This window comes from Thermodesulfobacteriota bacterium (assembly GCA_040753795.1).
GTDB lineage: Bacteria > Desulfobacterota > Desulfobacteria > Desulfobacterales > Desulfosudaceae > JBFMDX01.
In genome coordinates this window covers 325,999-346,457 of record JBFMDX010000003.1, presented here as the reverse complement: position 1 = coordinate 346,457, position 20,459 = coordinate 325,999, and the positions used below count along the sequence as shown (strand labels likewise).

Here is a 20,459-nt window from a genome sequence, read left to right as displayed (position 1 = left end):
ACGCCGTCGGCGTCCGTTATTGTGTTGAGGCCGGTATAAGTCCCTGACGCTGAAAAGGCGTATACGGGCACGTTAGAAAGAGGATCGCCGGCATTGGCTGTCACGTTCACCGTCAGCTCATCCGGGGCGGATGCATACTGCTTGATAAAGAATGTCGCCGCCGCCGTCCAGCCGCTTATCTCGCCGGCCGGATCTTCAGCCATGGCCCGCCAGTAATAACGGGTATTATCGTTAAGGCCGGAGGGTACAACCAAAGACGGCTGGGATGACGTGCCGGAATAGACCAGCGTCTCCAACGTGCTGTCCGCGTAAACCTCGAAATAATAGGTCAGGTTGTCGCCGTCCGGGTCAACCGCCGGATGAACGGACAGTTCCGGCGTCAATGTATTGACCCAGGCGTTTTCGCCCGGGTTCTTGAGGGTCGGCGCCAGGGGAGCCTCATTCACCGGATTGACGAAAAAGCGTCCCGTCACCCAGGGGCCGTAAGCCTGGCCGTCAAAGGCCCGCGCCCGCCAATAATAAGTAGTGTTGCCCGCCAGGTCGGTCACATACCAGGCTATCGTCCAGACGTCGCCGACAACGCCTTCGGCCGTGACCAGGCCCGGGCCGTCAAACGTATCGACGATATCCATCTGAAAATCATAAACCAGCGGATCGCTGTCCGCGTCTTCGGCACTTGAAACGATGATGTCCAGGCTGTTGGCGGTCACCGTCGCACCGTCGGTAGGCACGCTGATGGCCGGCGACGTCGGCGCCTGGTTGGACAGCAGCACGGTGAACGAGCCGGTTGCCGTTGCGGTCTGCCCGCCGTGGGGATCAACGGCTATGGCCCGCCAGTAATACTGGTTTCCATCAACAAGAGCGGTATCAACCGTCCAGGCGGTGGCGCCACCGGCGCCTCGGGGGATACTCGCGGTCGAAGTGACCGCCGTTGTCAGATCGGCGTCCGCAAAAACCTCGAAATTATATGTCAGGACATCCCGATCAATATCAGTGCTGTTGGTGACTTCAAGCACGGGCGTTGTTGTATCCACAAAAGAACCGGCGGCCGGCCGACTGATATGAAAAGCGCCGGGCGCGTCATTGGCCGTGTTCACGAAAAAGGCGCCGTATGTCCACAGGCTGTAACCGACGCCGTCAAAAGCCCGGACCCGCCAGTAATAGAGGGTATTGTCATTCAGGGTTCCGCTGACGATCCAGGCAGTTTGGTCAGCGGTTTCCGCTACGTTCTGGCCCGCCGCCACCTGACTGGTGAATTGCGGGTCCGAAAACACTTCAAAATCATAAGTCAGGCTGTCGCCGTCAGGGTCCGTGCTGTTGTCGATTTCCAGGGTCGGAGAAAGGGCCGACGTTTCCTGACCGTCTCCCGGCGACGCAATGGCCGGAGCGGATGGGCCATAGTCTTCTCTGGTCGGATCGGTGTCATTTACGTATTCATCCAGGTCGGAGATGCCGTCGCCGTCAAAATCGCCGCTGCCATCCCGGTCCAGATTTCCGAAATGCTCCAATTCCCAGTTATCATCCATGCCGTCGCCGTCGCTGTCATTGCCCGCGGAAATGGTCACCGGCACAATCTGCATGGTGATCAGTTCGCCATCGGAAGCCCGGAAGGAAAGCATGTAAGAACCAGCCTGACCGGCGCTGGGCGTCCAGCAGAACGTTCCGGAACCATCGCCGTTGTCCGTAAAGTTCGCACCGTCCGGCAGATTGGAAAGGGAAAGCTGGAGCGTATCCCCTTCCGGATCCGTGGCCCGGACTTCAAATATCAATTCCTGACCTTCGACTCCGGTTTTTGACAGCGCAGGAACAAATGATGGGGGTTGATTGCCGGCAGCATTACCAAGAGCAACGTCATACCTGCCGGTAGTATTCACATCAAACAAATTGACATAATAACTCCAACCGGCTTCAGGGTGGTCCGGATCGGTCCGTTCCTTGGATAGCCATGCGTTTTGAGCTTTTACCCGTTTTCCGTCGCTGCGAATGACCTCGCTGATGGCTTTCTGCCCGTCAAACGGATCTGTGACCTTACAATAAATGAATTCACCCGGCGCACCCGACGGAGTAAAGTCGATCTTATAAAGGCCACCGGATTGGACAGCAGTAGCGACATAGGTGACGACATCCGTGTCCCAGGTTTCCCCCACGGCCTCTGATTCACATACTTTCGTAATGGCATATGGCGCTTCAATATCTCTTGCCAGAAAGTCCGCAACACTGTCCCGCCCCGGCAGATCCACAAGCACGTCCTTGGCAAGAGACAGGGTGTTGATGCCGCTGATGATTGACGTCACCTGCCCACCAAGCCCATCCGCATGCGATACGCTGGCGTTGAACTCGGTAAATTCACCGGCCAGGCTGCAGATCATCTGCCAGCGCCCGACCGCGGCTTTTCCCGGCGCGACATCTCCCAGTTCAACCAGCAGACTGTTATCGGTCGTCACCCCGTTCACTTCACTGGCGATTATGGAAAACCCGATCAATAAGTCTTGGGAGTTTTCGATAATTGTTGGTTGCGCGGAATCGATCTTCAATCTATATGCAGAGTTGTTGCCCGTGTTCTTTGCTCTCACACCGAGCGTAAACGGGACCGACGGTTCGACTCCAGAAGTCAAAGGGTCATCGCCATAGACCTGTCGAGTCAAGAAATAGTCCAAGGTCAGATCAGGCAAGGGCTTAACATAGATATAGTCCGGTGTAACGTTAACGACCTGCTCGTCTCCTCCCGTACCCATCCTGTAGGATAACTTGGCCCCGACATAATAAAGTTTGCCATCGGGCTGGTCGCCTGCCGAGCCTGGAACCGGGATAATAAGCCAGTGAAGATCGGATGAAGACGAGGCGACAACGTCATTAATTTCCCAAGAGCCTTCGGAATCAATGGCGGCAATATTGTCCGAGTCTTTTCGAATAAAAAAACCGACCTCGGGATAATTTCGATTGTCATTCGGATTGGTGGTCGCAATTACCGGATTTCCTTCTTTGTCCGTAAAAGTAATGGTCACATTGAGGTCGGTAAGATCCATATTGGAAAGACCGTTATTAATGCGCATATGCGCATCAAAGGCTTGTCGCTCCAGGGACAATTGCTGCCGGATCTCAATCTTGACCGAAGCGCAAAATGTTTCAGCAGCAACAGCCGAGGTCGTCCAGAAGCCCATGATGCAGAAAACAGCGGCTATCAGAAAAGAAACCCCTTGTCTCAATCGATTGCTCGTACTCATCCCTTCCCCCATGATGGTGGTTTTATCGTAAGAGGTCCTCTTACATATCCATTTTAACTGTCAGGCCTTCTCCCCGTAGATGAAAGCGGTTGGAGCCCTGCATAATATCATTTGCTACGGCATCACTTATAATTCTCATGGCGACATAGGTTTCTGCATTCTTCATGAAAACCCGGTTTTGCGGATCCGCCGGATACCATCGGCGGCCATGGTAAAATTCAGCCCAGTTGTGGAATGCGGAGGCTGACAGAACGGCGTTACCAGGACAAACATATCCCCCGACTCTTCGGGTCGGAATCTTCGCCGCCCGGCATAAGGCCGTGAACAGATCCATATATTCGGTGCAGTCCCCCTTTTTGTTGTTCAAGGCATACACCGCCCCTCTCTCATTGCGCACGTACCCGTCGCTCTGGATGTTATCGGCGACCCACTTGAATATATTTTCCGCGGTTCGGAGGGAGCGCCAGTTTTTAAACGCTCGCGCCTGTGACGCAATCGCCGGCTGATCGCATTCAACATACTTCTCCGGCTGTAAAAAAAGGTCGCGGTCTTTCCTGCTGACGGCCCGCCGGACGGGCTTGTCCGCAAACAGCAGGTCGGCCTTGATGGTGATTATTTTCGTCGCAAAAGGAGGAAATTCGCTGAAGGAAAACGTCAGGATCTGATTGCCAAGGGTGTCGACTACCAGTTCATGAGGATATGAGGTTTCGATAGCCGTGCATAACTGGGCGGATGTCTGCTTTACCGGCGCATAGACCGAAAGAACGCCGTCTTTGATCACCTGATTGGTGATATTCTGAACGGTGAAACTGTATCGGATTTGTTTTGAGAGTATATACGAACTGTTTTGTCTCGCCCGTTGAATCCATACAGATAATGCGATCCCCAGCAGGATCAGCGCCAGCGCAGGCCACGGCCATATCTTTTTCATAGACCGGTTCTTACAAAACAAATGGTGCTTTTAAAATTAACGCGCTGATATAAGCAGAAATATCAGGACCCCCGCCTTCCCTACGAACTGCTTCGTTTCCCTTCCCCAAACAAAAAAACCGGATCATCATTAGAAGAATGACAATCCGGCTTTATGTTTTGCCCTCATGGCGGCCCGGCTGTCTTTCCGTTTAAAGACCCGTTGCTTTCCGTCCCCCGGTTACCCGGAGTTTGGCTTTAGCATGAGATTGTTTTCCGTTCATAACTGTACCATCTGTTTTCCGATGTCAACAAAAATCTTGTGAAGATATTGATTTTGTCATGAACCAATAACCATCGCAAAAAAAAGGGCCTGACACAGAATGAATGTCAGGCCCCGTGTTGATGCTTTTCCCAACTTCTGTGTGGGACTTTTGTTCCGAAATGAGCTAAAACAATAAAAAAGAAGGGAAAGGAGGGAATCGAAATCCCTTTTACCTACGGCATCTTACGTCATATCATGAGGTTAGGAAGCTCAAAGGTTCTGTCTTCTAATCCGTAGGTAGGGGGTTCGAGTCCCTCCAGGCGCGCCAGCAAATTCAAGGGGTTGCGGCTGCCGGCTGCGCCCCTTCTTTTTTCCGGAACATCTCGTCCATTTCGCCGGCGATGTTGAAATAATTGAGCCCCTTGTCATGGAGACAAGGGGCTCAATTATTGATCAGCTTGAGAACTTGAACACCGGAAATCATTTAAGCGACGGCAGACCGTCCAGCATCGTGTCGTCGGAAGAGCCGTTGAGCTGGAAGCCCACCACATTTCTGCTGGAAGTAAAGGCAATGTAGGTGGCGTTGGTGATGCTCTGCGGGGCAAAGATGTTCTCCGCCAGATTGACCACCTTGGCATGTGTCCCGACACTGATGGCCTTGGTGGCCAGTGCGGTTCCGCTGTTGCTGTAAGCGGTCAAGGTGACGGAGGCGGCGGTGCTTTCGGTGTTGACGAAGGCGATGCCGGTCCAGCCGCTTTTTTCGATCTTGGCAAAAACACCTCTTTTCGCGCCGGCGCCGCTTCCTTCGGCGTAAGCCGCCAGTTGCTTCCCATCCAGGGTACCGAAAAGCTCAAAGCCGCTTAAGGGCTGGGCGGCGTCAATTTTAAACCAGGCCGTATCCGCGGGGAGCCCCAGGTTTTTGACGACGCCGACATACTTTGCTTTGGCCCCGATATTAACGCTGGAAGGGGTAAGCGCCTGGCCGGCCGCGCTGTATGGGGTGATGGTGATGGCGCAGGCCGTGTTGGCCGGATTGTAGGCCACGATGCCGGTCCACCACTTGGTCATATCGGCCACATGGGGATAATATATGGTCGAGGTCGTGTCATCGGTCAGGAGGATCCCGTCCAGCTGTGTGTCGGTGCCGAAAAGCTCCAGGCCGATGATGCCGGCGGCATTGGAGATGACACCGGATTTAATATCCGGCTGGGGCTGGCCGCCGAACAGGCTGTCGATAGTAAAAAATTTATGCTCTCCCGGCGCCATGGTCAGCGAATATGTTCGTCCATCGTTAAAGGTGATGGTCGGTCTTTTCGATGCCAGGTTGGTATTGACCAGGCTGATGCCCGTCCAGAAGGTGTCGTTGGAGGCGATGTGCGATATGTAGACGTCCGAAGCGTTGTTTTCGGTTACGGCGGGGATGGCCGTCCGATAGACGCCTGACTGGTATAATTTCGTGTAACCCCGAATCGCGTTAACATCGGTGACAAAGACGAAATACCCGATTTCAGCATGACGGGGAAATTCGCTGGCGACAATGATTTGCCGCCGGCCGTTGCGGGCAAGGGTAATGTCCATGATGTCCACCAGCGTGCCGGTGTCGCTGAATGCCTTCAGGACGCCGGTAACCGCCTGGTTGGATGACGTGTTGACAAGGGCGATTTCCGTCTGCCAGGGTGATCGGGTGGTCACATGCGGATAATAGACGGAGATAACGGTTGACGGGTCGACAAAATGGGCCGTCACCGTTTTATCCTCGGCAACCGGGACGGTAATCGTCGTACTGGAGGAAGCGGTGGTCCCGGTTGCCGTTTGAATCGTCCAGTAGTCAAACACATACCCTCCCTCGGTATCGGGCAGCGCCGTCAGGGTGTATACGTTGCTGCATGAAAAATAGGATGGGTATTGAAAAGGAATGGGCCCTTCGTCGCCGAATTCCTTGGATGAGAGATCGCCGCCGCCAATCGGGCTGACAGTCACGGTCAGCTGGGGGCCGCCTCAGGCGGTGGCGATACCGGGCGTCATGACGCCGCCGCAGGCCAGGGCCAGAAGAAGAAAACCGATCATATAGGTAAGTCGATTGCGCCAGGGAATGGTGTGAGTCATTTTTTATCTCCTTATCAGACGTCTGAAGTTACGCTATTACAAAACATTCTCCCCAGAGGGGGGAGGGTGCCTCCGGATCTGCTTCAGTCAAGCGACGGCAGCCCGTCAAGCATCGTATTGTCGGATGAGCCGTTGAGTTGAAAGCCGACCACATATTTGTCCGCGGAATAGGTGATATAGGTGGCGTTGCTGATATCCTGGTCCGCGAACATGCTTTCCACCAGGTTGACCACCTTGGCATGTCCCCCGACGGTGATGGTCCGGGTAGCCAGCAGCGTGCCGCCGTTGTGGTAGGCGGACAGGGTTACGGACGCGGCGCCGGTTTCCGTGTTGACAAAGGCGATGCCGGTCCAGCCGCTTTTTTCGATCTTGGCAAAAACACCCTCCTTGGCGCCGGATCCGCTTTTTTCAGCATAGGCCGCCAGCTGGCTTCCGTCCAAAGTGCCGAACAGTTCAAAACCGCTGAGGGGCTGGGTGGCGGTGATTTTAAACCAGGCCGTCTGGTCGGGCAGATCCAAATTTTTTACCACACCGACATATTTTTGCTTTCCGGCTATGGAAAGACTCGACGCGGCCAGGGCGGTCCCACTGGCGCTGTATGGGGTGATGGTGATCCGGCTATCAGAATTTGACGGGTTATAGGCCACGATGCCGGTCCACCACTTGGTAGTATCGGCGACGTGGGGGTAGTAGATGGTCGCGTCCGTCTGATCGGTCAGCAGGATGCCGTCCAGCTGATTGTCGGTGCCGAACATTTCCAGGCCGATGATACCGGCGGCGTTGCCGATGACCGCGGATTTAATGCCCGGCTGCTGCTGCCCGTTAAAAAGGCTGGAGATGGTAAGCGATTTGTGTTCGTTGGCATTCAGCGTGACGGTGGAACGACGCCCGTCGTTAAATGTGATGGTCAGCGTTTTGGTCTCGATGGAAGTGTTGACCAGGCTGATCCCGGTCCAGAAGGTATCGTTGGAAGCGATATGCGGGATATAGATATCGGCTTCGTTTATCTCGGAAACCGCCGGGATGGCGGTGCGGAAAAGGCCTTCCTGAAAGAACTTCGTGTAACCCACGGCCCCTTCAACATCGGAGATAAAAACAATGTAGCCTATCCGGTCGGGATCGGTAAACCAGTCGGCAACGTTGAATTGTCTCCGTCCACGGGGGTAGAGCGTGATGGATTTGGCGTCTAGCAGGTCGCCGTTGTCGCTCATGGCCCGCAATGAGCCGATCATGTTGCGATCGGTGTTGGTGTTGATAACGGCAATTTCCGTCTGCCAGGGAGATTTAGTGGAGACATGGGGAAAATAGAGGGCCGGCGCCGCGGACACCTCAATGAAGCGGGCGGTAACGTATTGTCCCTGGGTGGCGATGCTCACGGTTAACGGATTTTGAATGGCGTTGCTGGTTGAAATCGTGTCGCCCGAACAGGCGATGGTGATGGTTTGAATCTCCCAGTGGGAAAAAGCATATCCGCCGGCCGTGTTGGGTACCGCCGTAAGGGTGTAGGTGGTATTGGTCGAAAAATTTTCCGGATACGCGTATGGGGCATGAGCGTAGCCGAAATCATTGGAGGTGATATCTCCTCCTCCGACGGGGCTGACATCCACGGTCAGCTTGGGACCGCCTCAGGCGGCGGCGGTACCGGCAGCCAGCAGAACGGCGAAGAACAGAACCGCGGAACCGAACAGAACCGCGGATCGGATGCGCGGATGACGTCTATAGAACATTTTTTCATTTCCTCTTCGGTGGTTGTATTTTTTTTTGCGCTGGATGGTACAGAAATAGTGCCGGCGTGAAAAGGATTTTTTACGCGTTTTACAGCAAATTTTTGCTGTCGGTCATTGGTAGGGGCCGACAGCTTGTACGGATTGAATTTTCTGTATCGAGGGCATTCCATGATGGGGCATGGTACGCTTATGGCCGGCAGAAAACAATCACACTTATATAGTGGGGAATAATATAGGGCATGAAAACTGGCCCGTCAACCGTTTTTTGCATCGGCCGTCAGGTGACATCGATTTTCGAACTCAGCCGTTCGATGGCCCGGGTGACGTAATCCCGGTTTTCGATAACCGCCTGAATGGCCTGGTGCGGGCATTTTTCAGCGCAGCGGCCGCAACCCTTGCAGTTGTCATTGATCCGCGCCATTCCCTCCTCCAGGTGGATGGCGTCGAAAATGCAGACGCCATCCTCAATACATGTCCCGCAACCGGCGCAGTCGTCCGTCACCGTCATTGTCAGGCCCGGCATGCGGTTGTAATTTCTGCCCAGCAGGGGATGACCCGTGACCAGGCCGCGGGTGATGCAGCAGCAGGGGCAGCACATGCAGATGGTGAAAAGCCTGTCCCCCGGGCCGATGCCGAGCCAGACCGTATCAAGTTTGCTTTTGCCCACGGAAAAGACCAGCCCTTTTGCGGCCGCCATGCGGACGTGCTCCAGGGCTTCGGCCACGGTCAGTTCCCGGCCCAGATCGGGGTGAATATCCCGGGCCGGTTCGCCAAGGAAAAGGCACCCGATTTCATGAGGATAGGTTTTGCAGGGCATGCACTCGCGGCAGATGCATTTGTTCATCACGAACCGGAAACTCGCTTTTTCAATAAAATGTTCGACCACCTTTGAGGGCAGGATGGTGTCCGGTCCCTTTTCGATGGTTTTCCCGATGGCAATGACATGGTCGTGGGGCAGGCAGAACAGTTCGTCGCCCTCCAGGTATTTTTTCTCGATGATCCTGGCGATAAATTTAAGGCGGGCCGGGTTGTACCGGGGAAATTTTTTCGGGAAAAATCTTTTGTAAAAGCGCACTTTTTTTAATTGTCTGTCTCTGTCCATTATGAATTTTCCTTTTGATTTCCGGAAAATGTCCCGCCGACCGACCGATTATCGCTTCCCGGCCTTGTCCCAGTGCCGGTTGGCGCCGTCGATGTACAATTCTTTCGGAACCAGGGGGGCGTCAAGTTCCGCCGCGGTGGCTGCCGAAATTTTACCTTGCTCGACCAGTTCCCGTCCGGCTGCCTCCACGGTCTTTTTATATTTTTCCACGATCGGCGTGATGATGTCGTGGGGGATGGTCAGCAGATTGCCCTGGCTGCGGTAGATTTCCGCCGCCAGTTCGCCCTGCATGTTCCGCGCCATGCGTCTGAACAGCAATTTGAGCACCTGGAACTGGGACTGCTCGGGAAAGCCGCAGGTGGAAATTACGGCGATTTTCGGCAGCTTCCAGGCTGTTCTCACGTGCCGGGTTTCGCCGGTCTCATCCGGTTCAAAGTGCGGGTCGCATACGATCATCAGGCGGTCCATGAAGACCTTGGTCATGCCGGAGACATTGTCCACATAAAGCGGCGTGGCCAGGACGACGATGTCCGACGCCAGATATTTTTCCGCCAGTTCCGCCATGTCGTCCCGCTGGACGCATTGGCCGGGCGTCTTTGTCCAGCAGGAGAGACATCCGGTACAGTGGTTGATCTTCTTTTTGTGAAGCAGAACATATTCCGTCTCCGCGCCGGCGGCTTCGGCGCCGCGCATGAAGGCCTCCGCCACCACGCTGGTGTTGCCCCGCCTGCCCTTGGGGCTCCCATTGAATACGGTAATTTTCATGACTTATTCCTCCATATTGGGAGTTGTATATCAAAACGCTTTTCATGTCACGGCACTTTCCATCGGAAAAATCCGGGCGGGCGGATTGCGTCCATAAAAATATTGATCCGTGAGTCCGGGCCTGATATAGGTCCCTGACAAACCCGCTGTTTTTCAAACACGGGCCGCCATTTCATTCCGGAAAACATAATTTTTTAAAAACAGGGGCAATGAAAATGCTGACAAAAGCCATTTTCGACAATGAACGTTACCTGCGGGAGCAGGCCCGGGAGATCAGGGAGCGCATCAAGCAGTTCGGGGACAAGCTTTATCTGGAGTTTGGCGGCAAGCTCCTTTTTGACTACCACGCGGCCCGGGTGTTGCCCGGATATGATCCCAATATTAAAATCCGGCTGCTTCAGGAGCTCAAAGACCAGGCGGAAGTGCTGATCTGCATCTATGCCGGTGATATCGAACGGAAAAAGCTCCGGGCGGATTTCGGCATCACCTACGAAACGGATATCCTGAAAATCATCGATGACCTGAAAAAATGGGAGGTCAGGGTTCGGGGCGTTATTATCACCCGGTTTGAACAGCAGCCGGCGGCCGTCATTTTTAAAAACAAACTGGAACGCCGGGGCATCGATGTGTTTACCCATTACTACACCAAAGGGTATCCCACCGACGTAAGCCTGATTGTCAGTGAAGAAGGTTACGGCGCCAACGATTATGTCCCGACCGATTCCCCACTGGTGATCGTGACCGGTCCTGGCCCCGGCAGCGGCAAGATGGCCACCTGCCTGTCCCAGATGTATCACGACAACCGCCGCGGCATTTCCGCGGGCTACGCCAAGTTTGAAACTTTTCCCGTCTGGAACCTTCCGCTCAAGCACCCGGTCAACGCCGCCTATGAGGCGGCCACGGCGGACCTGGCGGATATCAACATGATCGACCCTTTTCATCTTGAGGCATGCGGCACCCAGGCCGTCAATTACAACCGTGATGTGGATATTTTTCCGGTTTTAAGGAGGATACTGGAAAAGATTTCCGGCGATACCTGCTGTTACCGATCCCCGACGGACATGGGTGTCAACCGGGTGGGGTTCGCCATCATCGACGATGAAGGGGCCAGGGCGGCGGCCAAACAGGAGCTCATCCGCCGGTATCTCCGGTATCAGTGCGAATATGCCCTGGGCCTGACCGATAGGAAAACCCTGCAGCGGGCGGAACTGCTGATGAAAGAGTATAATCTTACCGTTGAGGACCGGCCGGTGGTTGTGCCGGCACGGGAAGCCGCCCTGGAGGCGGAAAAGGATCCCCGCCGGGCGACGGACGGGCCCTGTTTCGGCGCCGCCATTCAACTCCGGGACGGGACCGTTATCTCCGGCAGCAATTCCCCCCGCATGCACGGCGCCTCCAGCGTTATCACCCGGGCGTTGAAACATATGGCCGGCATTCCCGCCAAAATCCATCTTCTGCCCCAGAACATATGCGATATCGTCACCGACCTGAAAACCAACCTCCTGGGGGAAAAGAACATGAACCTTGACCTTCAGGAAACGCTGATCGCGCTGGCCATCAGTGCCTTGAGCAACCATACCGTTCAACTGGCCATGGAGGGGCTCAAGGAGTTCAAGGGGTGCGAAATGCATATGACCCACATGCCGTCGCCGGGTGATGAAGAGGGCATTCGACGTCTCGGGGTCAACCTGACCACGGACCCGGTATTCATGTCCAATGATCTTTACACCATGTAATTGATCGGGACTAATCGCCCGCGAAGATAGACTGCTTGGGAAGATCGAGTTGTACCTGGACATCAACCGGCACATTTTGGGGGACCCGGGCGCTGACCGTAACGACCTCAGGCAGACTCACCTGGAAGACGTCATCAATCGGCAGGCTGACGTGGGCCTTTATATCGAGCGGGAAGGTGAAGAGTTTGTTCACGTGAACGGTCACGTTCTGCTGAACCCTTACGTCGGCGTCCGTTCTTACGTGCAGCGGACCCTTAAAGGGGATGGTAATGTTCACCGGGAAGGTCCCGCTCAAAGGAAAACTGATGTCCTTCAATCCCCAGAGGCTGGTTTTCACCCGGACGCCGTCCAGGGGGATCTCCGTCACTATGGGGACATCGGCCTCCACGAAGATCTCCTGGTCAATGGGAACGGAGATGGTCACGTCCAGGGGGACGGTGAAATCATTGTCGACCCACACATCCACGTCCTGCTTGAAGGGGATGTCCGCTTCCAGGACCTTGGAGAGTTTTACCGGGATGGTGTTGGGAACGGTCGCCTCCACGGGCACCCATTCGGGCATCTTTGCTTTGATCGTTTTGTCCACCTGATAGGAAACAATGGGGTCCGGCGCTCTCTCGTAAAGACTGCGGAAGACAAGAAAACAAACGATCACCAGGATGACGATGATCAGAAGCAGAGCCAGCAACAGGCCGGCGGCCCAGGCCAGGACTTTTCTGGTGAAAAAATTCGGGAGCGGAGCGGTGTTGATGTTCGGCAGGGGCTCGTCCATATCCGGCTTCCTTAAGGAAAATGTGTCATATCTATCCGTAACCACGCTGCCTGTCAATGTTTTCCTGTCACGGGTTCCATGATAAACGGGGGCATGGGGATATCCAGGACAAAGGCCACGGCCCGCAAAAGCTCTGTTTCCTCGAGGGATGCCCGGCCGTCAAAGAGCACGCATTGGCAGCAGGCGTCGAAAATCGTCTTTTTAACACCGGCCGATGCCCGGGAAAAACGTTCCAGGGCGGAATGAAGAGACTGGAAAGTCATTGTCTCCGGCATCAGCGTTTCTTTCCCCCGTATGGGCAGCGCCGACACCGCCATCTGGAAAGCCTTGTCGGCCGTTTCCCTTACCCTGTGCCCGGTCCTGGCCAAAAATGACAAGAGGATAACGGCGTCCTCGGTCAGCGGGATGATGTTTTTGTAAAGGATCTTCGGCGCGCTATCGACAAAAGCCGCCGTCAGCCGGTGGGTGATGATCTCCTCGAAGGCAAACTCAAAAACCGTGATCCGGCTGTCCGCTTCGATCAGGGCCTGAATTTGTTCTTTGAAGGTGGAGAACTGCTCCGGCGACATCTGCCGGAGCGCCGGGATGGCCGTGTCCAGGACAGGCAGCCGCAGCCCCGGGGCAAGTTCCCGAACGCTTTTTTCCACCGTTTCTATTTGTCTGACCAGCTGGGGAGAAGCCGATCGCTTCAGTAAATCCATCTGCTTCTGTCGTTGGGCCGGATCCCTGCTCAGCAGGAGCGCGCAGGCAAGCGCCGAAGCGCCGAGAATATCCTGCGTTTCCCGTTTGATCGGTTCGGGAATGGCGGCCAGAATGGCGGCGCTGTAAGCGACGTTTTCGGGCCTGATCCTGCCGGCTTGTCTCATGGCGGTGCCCGGGTCCATGACGATGGTCTGCCCGGACTGGAAGGAGGATAGCGGTCCTTCGCCGGTCAGGGCGGCGGACGACAGCGGCCTGCTGTCCGTAAAATCGCCTGAAAATTCCGGATCAATCCTACGGATCCGGTCGACCAGCGGCGGATGGGTGGCAAAGAGTGAACTGACGGCCTTGCTGATAAACATATGGCAGGCTTCGCCGGCTCCGGGGGACCTGATTTTAGAGCCGGAAGAGAACCCGCCGATTTTTTTTAAGGCCTCGGCGATTCCGGTGCTGCGGGTGAACTGGACGGCGGAAGCGTCGGCCAGGTATTCGCGCTGGCGGCAGACGGCGCTCTGGATGAGCCGTCCGATCATCACGCCGGCATATCCGATGACCAGCAGAAGGAGGGAGATGAGGGCAATCTGGCCGCCGCCTTTACCGCTTTTGCCGGAGCCGCTGGAACTGCTGTGCCGGGAGCCGCGCAGGATGGTTTCGCCGATGGTGGCAATGACCATGATGCCGCCCAGAAAACCCATCAGGCGGATATTCAGGCGCATGTCGCCGTAAAGAATATGGCTGAACTCATGGGCAACCACCCCCTGCAGTTCCTCCCGGTTCAATTGCCGGATGCACCCTGCCGTCACGCCGATGACGGCGTCATTGGGGGAAAACCCGGCGGCAAAGGCGTTGATGCCCTTTTCGCTTTCGAGCAGATACACCGGCGGAACCGGCGTTCCCGAGGCGATGGCCATCTCTTCCACGACATTGAGGAGTTTCCGCTGATCCGGTTCGGTGGTCGAGGGGCTGATCAGTTGGCCGCCGAGGCTTTCTGCAACATAGCGTCCGCCCTTGGAGAGGGCGGCGATTTTGATCAGGCTGCCGATGCAGATGACGGCAAACGTTACCCCGGCGATGGTAAAGAACAATTCAGGGTCGAAGAAGCGGGCGCCGGGGTCGGTGGAGTTGAATAAAATGACGCCCATGATGGCGGCGTATACCGACAGGGTCACCAGGGAAACGGCGATGATAAAAAGGACCACCAGCAAGCCGGTTTTTGATCGGGCTCTGTCCTGCTGTAAGAAGAAATCCATAGGTGCCGCCAAAATGGAAGAAAACGGTGGGTGCCCGGGAGTCCCTGTTAAAAAGTGACCTTGGGCGCTTTTTTCTCTTCCGTTGATTCGGTCGATGCGAGCAGTTCCGCGGGGGTGAAATTAAACAGGGTGGCGATGATGCTGCCGGGGAATTTCTCCCGCGCGATGTTGTAAACGGTGACCGCGTCGTTAAAGGACTGACGGGCAAAGGCGATCCGGTTTTCCGTGGTGGTCAACTCCTCCTGCAGGGCCAGCATGTTCTGGTTGGCCTTCAAATCCGGATAACTTTCGGCCAGGGCGAAAATACGTCCGAGGGCGCCGCTCAAGGCTTTTTCGGCGCCGGCCAGGCCCTGCATGGCGGACGGGTCACCGGGGTTTCTGGCCGCCGCTTCGCTGGCGCTTACGGCGCCGCTTCTGGCCCGGATGACCGCCTCCAGGGCCTCGCGTTCATGTTTCATATACCCTTTGGCGGTTTCGACCAGGTTCGGTATCAGGTCATAGCGGCGCTTCAACTGAACGTCGATCTGGGAAAAAGCGTTCTTGAAACGGTTTTTCAGTGTCACCAGGTTATTGTAAAGGCCGATGACAATGACGATCAGCAGAACCACTACTCCCAGAAAAATCAATGCGGCGATCATAAAGCCCCCTCCTTATCGGTTGTTGTCACATGTTATGTCGGGCAGTTCCACGGGAACCGGTTCGACCTGCCAGATATCCCGGCAGTATTCGGCAATGGCGCGGTCCGATGAGAATTTTCCCATCCGGGCAACGTTGAGGATCGACATGCGCTGCCACCGGACGGGATCGGCGAAAACCCGGCCGACCTCTTCCTGACAGGCCACATAGGCGGCATAATCGGCCAGGACCATGAATTCGTCCCGGTACAGGAGAGAATCGATCAGGGGCGCGAACATGCCGGTGTCGCCGCTGGAGAAAGCGCCGCCGGCAATCATATCCAGGGTCTCGCGCAGTTCATTGTTCTGATCCACCATGTCCCGCGGGCGGTATCCGTTCTGTTTGGCGGCCGCCACCTCTTCCGTGGTCAGGCCGAACAGGAAAAAGTTTTCGGCGCCCACGGCCTCGCGAATTTCCACGTTGGCGCCGTCCAGGGTGCCGATGGTCAGGGCGCCGTTCAGGGAAAATTTCATATTGCCGGTCCCCGAGGCTTCCTTTCCGGCAGTGGAAATCTGCTCGGACAGATCCGCGGCCGGGTATATCCGATGAGCGTTCTTGACGTTGAAATCCCGGCAGAAGGCCACCCTGATCCGGCCCCCGATATCCGGGTCGTTATTGACCACGGCGGCCACACCGTTGATCAGCCGGATGATCAGTTTGGCCAGGGTGTAGCCGGGGGCGGCCTTGCCGCCGAAAACAAACGTGCGGGGCGGCGCGTCCGGGGCGAGGCCCTGTTTGAGACGGCGGTAATGGGTGATGATGTGGAGCACGTTCAAGTGCTGGCGCTTGTATTCATGGATGCGTTTGACCTGGATATCAAACAGGCTGGCCGGATCCACGATGGCCCCGGTTTCCTTCTGAATAATGTCGGCCAGGTGGGACTTGCACTGGTATTTGATGTTCGCCCACCGGGAACAGAAGGACGGATCCCCGGCATAAGGTTCCAGGGCTTTTAACTGATTAAGGTCTCTTATCCAACCGGTACCGATGGTTCCGGAGATCAGGTCGGTCAGGCCGGGGTTGGCCAGCACCATGAACCGTCGGGGCGTGACGCCGTTGGTCTTGTTGGAGAATTTTTCCGGCCACAGTTCATAAAAATCCTTGAGAATGGTCTGCTGGAGGAGCGTGGTATGCAGCGCGGCCACGCCGTTGATGGCGCGGCTGCCCACGCAGGCCAGGTGGGCCATGCGTACCCGTTTTTCGCCTCCCTCGTCGATCAGGGACATCCGCTTCAACCGTTCCCCGTCGCCGGGGTAGCGGCGGCTGACTTCACTTAAAAAGCGATGGTTGATTTCGTAAATAATTTCCATGTGCCGCGGCAGGATTCCCTGGAACAGGGGGAGCCCCCAGGTTTCCAGCGCTTCCGGCAGCAGGGTGTGGTTGGTATAGGCAAACAGCCGGGTGGTAATCCGCCAGGCCCGGTCCCAGTCCAGGCCGTGATCATCCACCAGCAGGCGCATCATTTCGCTTACGGCCACGGCCGGATGGGTGTCGTTGAGCTGCACCACGTATTTGTCCGCCAGGCGGTCCAGGTTCTTCTCCCGCTGGAAGAAGACATGAAGCATGTCGGCCAGAGAACAGGCGACGAAGAAATACTGCTGTTCCAGGCGCAGACGTCTTCCGATCTCCGGCTCATCATTCGGATAGAGTACCTTGGTGATGTTTTCCGAGACCACTTTCTGGTCAACGGCCTTGTAATAATTGCCCACGTTGAAGGCCTGAAAGTCAAAAGACTCACGGGCTTCGGCCCGCCAGAGCCTGAGCACGATGGCGTTGCCGACGCCGTAGCCCAGCACCGGGGTATCGTAGGGCGTGCCCAGCACGGTCCGGTCCGGTATCCAGCGGACACGGTACCGGCCCTGTTCATCGTGCCAGGTCTCGGTGAATCCGCCGAATCTGACCTCGGTGCGGCGTTCGGGATGGGGCACCTCCCAGGGGTTGCCATAGCGCAGCCAGGTATCCGCCACCTCCACCTGCCAGCCGTCCTTGATGGCCTGGTCGAAAATGCCGAACTCGTAGCGGATGCCGTATCCAAAGGCCGGGATCTGCAGGGTGGCCAGTGAATCCAGGTAGCAGGCCGCCAGCCGGCCCAGGCCGCCGTTTCCCAGTCCGGGTTCCTCTTCCAGTTCCAGCAAATCCTCCAGCGACAGGCCCAGTTCACTCACCGCCCGGTTGACCGTTTCCCATAGGCCCAGATTGATGATGTTGTTGCCCAGCTGGGGCCCCATGAGGTATTCGGCGGACAGATAAACCACCGTCCGGCTGGCTTTCTCAAAATAGGTATGGGCGCTGTGGATCCACCGGTGCAGAACCCGGTCCCGGATGACGTAGGAAAGGGCGAGATAATAATCAATGGGGGTGGCCACTTCGGGAAACTTGGCCCGCATGGAAAACAGTTTCTCAATGACCCCGGTTTTAATGGCGTCAACGGAATTGTTGAAGCACTGGGGAGGCGTCGTGGAAATACTTTTCGGTTTAGGGGTGTTTTTCATACCGGGTACTCCATGTCGTTAATGGTTCGAGAAACGCGCGCGGTCGTACCGGACGCGGATAATGCGTCATATTTTAATTTTTTCATATAGTTATGACAAGCTTCCAGGCGCATGTCAAGGGGAAACCATGAAGGTGCCTGTCGCGGTTATTTCTCGCCGGTCATCGTTCCCCGGGGCAACAGATTGACACCCTGGCTGGTTTCCAATAATACTGTAAATAGTTAAATTTGGATAGGAAAGATGTCGCCATGTTTTTGAGTCGCCGCTCTTTTCTGAAAAAGGGGTGGGTATGGTTCGGAAGGATTCTGATCATGGGTCTGTTTGGTTTTTTTCTTCCCCGGAAACGGGCCGGAGCGGAGCGAACTTTACGGGAAGCCCCGGCCGGTCTTGACGGCCTCACTCTGAAAATGTGGTGTGATAAAAAAATGCACCATCGTGACGGCTATTTTCTAAATCCCTTCACCTCCATGGAACATAAAAACGTCTGGCGTCTGCTGCGCTGGAAGCTGGCCTCGGAAAACACCTTCAAGCCGTATTATCCGGAGGAAGCTGTCACCCCTACGGAGATGAACTGGGATCCGGTCATAGCCCATCAGGGCGTTGCCGTCACGTTTATTAACCATGCCTGCGTCATGATTAAGGATGTGGATCGTTATATTCTGGTTGATCCGGTCCTCTCCGGCCTTTTCTGGTTCAAGGATTTTTCGCCGCTGACCGGAGGGACCGGATGCCGGATGCCGGATCCGGACCACATTCTTATCACCCATGGCCACTATGATCATCTGGATGTCAGAACACTGAAGCGGTTCAAGAAGACGACCCATGTCATTTCGCCCCCGGGCTATCGCCGGATATTCAGCCGGCTGGCCATGAACCGGCATACGGAATTGGACTGGTTTGAATCCTGGAATGACGGCCGGCGGGAAATCGTGTTCCTCCCCTGCAACCATTGGACCATGCGCAACCCTCTGACCGGGCCCAACGACGCCCTGTGGGGTTCCTATCTGATTAAAGGGGCCGGCGGCATCACGATTTTTATCAGCGGTGACCTGGCCTGGTTCGATCATTTTGCGGAAATCCGCCAGGTCGGCGACATCGATCTGGCCATCTTCAATCTTGGCGCCTATGAACCCCGGTGGTTCATGAAAGAGTCCCACATCAACCCGGTCGAAACCGTCCGGGCGTTTCGGGAACTGAGGGCCAGGCATTTGATGGTGGTCCACTGGGGGACGTTCCGTCTGGGAGACGAACCGGTCCACTTTCCTCCCCGGGACATCTTCAGCGAGATGGAGAAACAGGGATTGTCCGATCGTCTCATGCGCCTGAATCACGGGCAGACGCTTTTTTACGGCAACAATATCCGGATTCCTTAAAGCAGCGGCAACCGGCGCGGATATTCATTTGCGGTTAATTTCCCGGCCGGGTTCGGATAAACGCAAGATGAGACGAAGACATTGACAATCAGGACGGTAGTTTATATGCTTCAACCGATTTCATACTAATTAATATCCCGGGACCCGCCGATGGAAGACAACGCTGATATTACCGTATTGGTGCCATGTTATAATGAGATGAATAATATCCCTCCTTTTCTGGAAGAAATCGTCCCCGTTCTTGACACGCTTCCGGTCACGTGGGAAATGCTTTTTATTAACGACGGCAGCACTGATGCGACGGCGGCCGTGATCGCGGCAGCCCATGGCAACGACCATCGCATCAAGTGCTTAAGCTTTTCCCGCAATTTCGGTAAAGAGGCGGCCCTGACCTGCGGGCTCGGCTTTGCGAAAGGCAGGGCCGTTCTTATTATTGACGCTGATTTGCAGCACCCGCCCGCCGTTATCCCGGAAATGATCCGGTTATGGCGGGAGGAGGGTTACGATATGGTGGTTCCGCTGAATACGGCCAGAACCGGGGAGGGAATCGTCAAGAAGCATCTTACCCGTTTGTACTATCGTATTCTGCGTATCGTCACCCAGGTCGATATTCTTCCGGGTGGTTCCGATTTCCGGCTTATCGACGGGAAAGTGGTGGCGGTCATCAACCAATTGCCGGAACGGACACGGTTCATGAAGGGGATTTACGCCTGGGCCGGATTCCGCGTGACCAGCTTTCCGTACCTGGTCCGGACGAGGCGTCTTAACCAGTCAAAGTGGAAGTTTGTTCGCCTGTGGAATTTTGCTCTGGACGGGCTTTTCGGCTTTTCCACTTTTCCTTTGCGCCTTTGGACATATGTCGGCTTTTTGATCGCCTTTTTAAGTTTTCTGCGGGGACTGATGATCGGGGTTGACGCCTTGCTCCATGGTATTCATGTCGCCAGAGGCGTTACCACCGTGGCCGTCTTTCTCTTTTTTCTGATAGGGCTTCTGATGGTCAGCAACGGTATTCAGGGAGAATATCTGGCGCGCGTGTATGAGGAGGTTAAAGGCCGGCCGTTGTACGTGATCGCGTCTGCCATCGGTATTGAAGATCCGGAAAAAAAGTCTTCATTTCGTTGATGCCGGGACCGTCATGAACCCGCGTTCAAACGCCGGCAAATTTTGCTGACCGGATTAATGCAACCCTGGCCTGTCCTTACTCCATACATACCGGCAGGACGTTTATGTCGTCACATGCTCAAAAACCGAAATCGATCGCGCCCCCCATCCGGTTTATTCCCGGCCGTTTTTGTGGAAGACACCGTCGGGCGCTGTCCCGCCCGACAGCCCTTCTGGCCGCTTTGGTGATGCTTGCCCTGGTC

General features: G+C 55.6%; 13 protein-coding genes and 1 riboswitch. Of the genes, 3 read left to right on the top strand and 10 right to left on the bottom strand.

Annotated features, from left to right (window positions below; translation table 11 throughout):
- From AB1724_06430 to AB1724_06405, 6 genes are all read right to left on the bottom strand, one after another.
- A partial coding sequence (locus AB1724_06430) for an Ig-like domain-containing protein (protein MEW6077426.1) occupies positions 1-3,224 on the bottom strand: 3,224 nt, incomplete at its 3' end.
- A 40-nt stretch (positions 3,225-3,264) separates the two neighbouring features.
- On the bottom strand, positions 3,265-4,155 hold the full coding sequence (locus AB1724_06425; protein ID MEW6077425.1) for a transglutaminase domain-containing protein: 891 nt from the start codon (positions 4,153-4,155) through the stop codon (positions 3,265-3,267).
- 165 nt (positions 4,156-4,320) lie between these two features.
- A riboswitch (cyclic di-GMP riboswitch) is annotated at positions 4,321-4,400 on the bottom strand.
- 478 nt (positions 4,401-4,878) lie between these two features.
- Positions 4,879-6,378: a hypothetical protein gene (locus tag AB1724_06420; GenBank protein ID MEW6077424.1), complete on the bottom strand. Its 1,500-nt coding sequence runs from the start codon at positions 6,376-6,378 to the stop codon at positions 4,879-4,881.
- 209 nt (positions 6,379-6,587) lie between these two features.
- Positions 6,588-8,111, bottom strand: coding sequence for a hypothetical protein (locus tag AB1724_06415; GenBank protein MEW6077423.1), 1,524 nt, complete (start codon positions 8,109-8,111; stop codon positions 6,588-6,590).
- A 397-nt stretch (positions 8,112-8,508) separates the two neighbouring features.
- Entirely contained in the window at positions 8,509-9,333 is an 825-nt protein-coding gene (locus AB1724_06410) for a 4Fe-4S binding protein (GenBank protein ID MEW6077422.1), read from the bottom strand.
- Between the two features lie 48 nt (positions 9,334-9,381).
- Positions 9,382-10,098: a flavodoxin family protein gene (locus tag AB1724_06405; protein ID MEW6077421.1), complete on the bottom strand. Its 717-nt coding sequence runs from the start codon at positions 10,096-10,098 to the stop codon at positions 9,382-9,384.
- Positions 10,099-10,313: 215 nt separating this feature from the next.
- Here AB1724_06405 and AB1724_06400 point away from each other — a divergent pair, with 215 nt between their 5' ends.
- A complete protein-coding gene (locus tag AB1724_06400) occupies positions 10,314-11,834 on the top strand; it encodes a DUF1846 domain-containing protein (protein ID MEW6077420.1) in 1,521 nt (506 codons plus the stop codon).
- A 10-nt stretch (positions 11,835-11,844) separates the two neighbouring features.
- Here the strand turns inward: AB1724_06400 and AB1724_06395 are convergent, their stop codons facing one another.
- The 4 genes from AB1724_06395 to AB1724_06380 are packed head-to-tail and all read right to left on the bottom strand — an operon-like array spanning position 11,845 to position 17,722.
- Complete coding sequence (locus tag AB1724_06395) at positions 11,845-12,606, bottom strand: hypothetical protein (protein ID MEW6077419.1); 762 nt, start codon at positions 12,604-12,606, stop codon at positions 11,845-11,847.
- 53 nt (positions 12,607-12,659) lie between these two features.
- Positions 12,660-14,555 carry a M48 family metallopeptidase gene (locus tag AB1724_06390; GenBank protein MEW6077418.1) on the bottom strand — a complete coding sequence of 632 codons (1,896 nt, stop codon included), beginning with the start codon at positions 14,553-14,555 and terminating at the stop codon, positions 12,660-12,662.
- Positions 14,556-14,602: 47 nt separating this feature from the next.
- Positions 14,603-15,193: a LemA family protein gene (locus tag AB1724_06385; GenBank protein MEW6077417.1), complete on the bottom strand. Its 591-nt coding sequence runs from the start codon at positions 15,191-15,193 to the stop codon at positions 14,603-14,605.
- 12 nt (positions 15,194-15,205) lie between these two features.
- Positions 15,206-17,722, bottom strand: a complete 2,517-nt coding sequence (locus AB1724_06380) for a glycogen/starch/alpha-glucan phosphorylase (GenBank protein MEW6077416.1) — start codon at positions 17,720-17,722, stop codon at positions 15,206-15,208.
- Between the two features lie 248 nt (positions 17,723-17,970).
- Between AB1724_06380 and AB1724_06375 the strand changes: the two genes are divergently transcribed.
- Both AB1724_06375 and AB1724_06370 read left to right on the top strand, forming a co-directional pair.
- On the top strand, positions 17,971-19,095 hold the full coding sequence (locus AB1724_06375) for an MBL fold metallo-hydrolase (GenBank protein MEW6077415.1): 1,125 nt from the start codon (positions 17,971-17,973) through the stop codon (positions 19,093-19,095).
- Between the two features lie 150 nt (positions 19,096-19,245).
- On the top strand, positions 19,246-20,217 hold the full coding sequence (locus AB1724_06370) for a glycosyltransferase family 2 protein (protein ID MEW6077414.1): 972 nt from the start codon (positions 19,246-19,248) through the stop codon (positions 20,215-20,217).
- Positions 20,218-20,459 lie beyond the last annotated feature (242 nt).